General features: G+C 36.8%; 2 protein-coding genes. One reads left to right on the top strand and one right to left on the bottom strand.

The features are described 5' to 3' along the window. Nucleotides 1-258: 258 nt before the first annotated feature. On the bottom strand, nucleotides 259-723 hold the full coding sequence (locus LKO28_RS15345) for a GNAT family N-acetyltransferase (RefSeq protein ID WP_024568394.1): 465 nt from the start codon (nucleotides 721-723) through the stop codon (nucleotides 259-261). Between the two features lie 242 nt (nucleotides 724-965). On the opposite strand from LKO28_RS15345, the gene LKO28_RS15340 reads away from it, so the two are divergent. Continuing rightward, the coding region (locus tag LKO28_RS15340; RefSeq protein WP_227695901.1) for an rRNA adenine N-6-methyltransferase family protein at nucleotides 966-1,082 on the top strand (117 nt) is incomplete at its 3' end.

The following is a 1,082-nucleotide window of genomic DNA, read 5'->3' as shown; positions in this document are numbered from 1 at the left end:
CTGTTTTCCTTTGTTTGCAACTGATTATTATCAGTCCTAAAATTAATATCCAAAGTAGTTTTTTTTTCATTTATCAATGTTTAACTGTTATGCTGGTATCTTTCACAATGCCCGCTAACGTTTTCGGGCTTTGCGTTCGGGCGGGTTTCGGAGCACAAAACTGTCAACCTGCACTGAACTTGAATAGAAGCACAAAGCTCCAAGTGATACGTCACCCCGCCTGACGCAAAACCCGTGTTAGCGGGTCGTTGTTCTTGTTTACTTTTCACTGTCAAGAGTTAATTTGTAATAGAAATGTCGCACTTTCTCTTCTTCTGTCGGATTTGTAAGACGGTAGAAATCAAGAGCATAATTGTCAACTTCATCTGCTTGCACAAAAACTTCTTCAAATCCCTTTTCTTTGAAATATTGATTTGTAAACGCTATTAACTTTCGCCCCACGCCTTTTCTTTGGTAATTCGTCAATACTGCAAGGTCATATATATAGGCTAATGGTTTATCTGAATAGTACTGGTCAAGCACATAAACTGTCAGCCCACCTATAACTTTGTTGTTTGCCCTAGCCGTAACTACATAAAAGGTTTCTTGGTTTAATAGTTTCTGTAAGTGCAATTCACTTGGCAAATTGAAATTTTTCATTTCAAATACATTTTCAAAAATAACTATTAAGTCCTTGAACTCTTTAATATTGTCAGATTGTAGTATTTGCAATTCTAAGTTCATACATTTCTAAGTTTTCTTTTTTAGAGGTAGTCCTTTACAATGCCCGCTAACGGTTCTCAGCTATACGCAGGCAGGGATTTTAACCACTGAACTTCCTACGAAGAACTGAACTTCAAATTTACCACTTTCCTGTCTTACGAAGCACGAACCCCCTGCTTGCGTATAGGTGATGTTATGCGGTCGGCTTTCATTTTCTCTTCTTTCTCGTTAATTTGTCAAGCAAAGTTACTAAATTTGCAGTAATGACAAAAAAGAAATTGCCCGTTCGTTTTACGGGTCAGCACTTTACTATTGATAAAGTGCTAATAAAAGATGCAATAAGACAAGCAAATATAAGTAATCAGGATACGGTTTTAGAT

It is taken from the genome of Sphingobacterium sp. FBM7-1, assembly GCF_020687765.1.
Taxonomy (GTDB): Bacteria; Bacteroidota; Bacteroidia; order Sphingobacteriales; family Sphingobacteriaceae; genus Sphingobacterium.
This window is presented reverse-complemented; position numbering and strand designations above follow the sequence as displayed.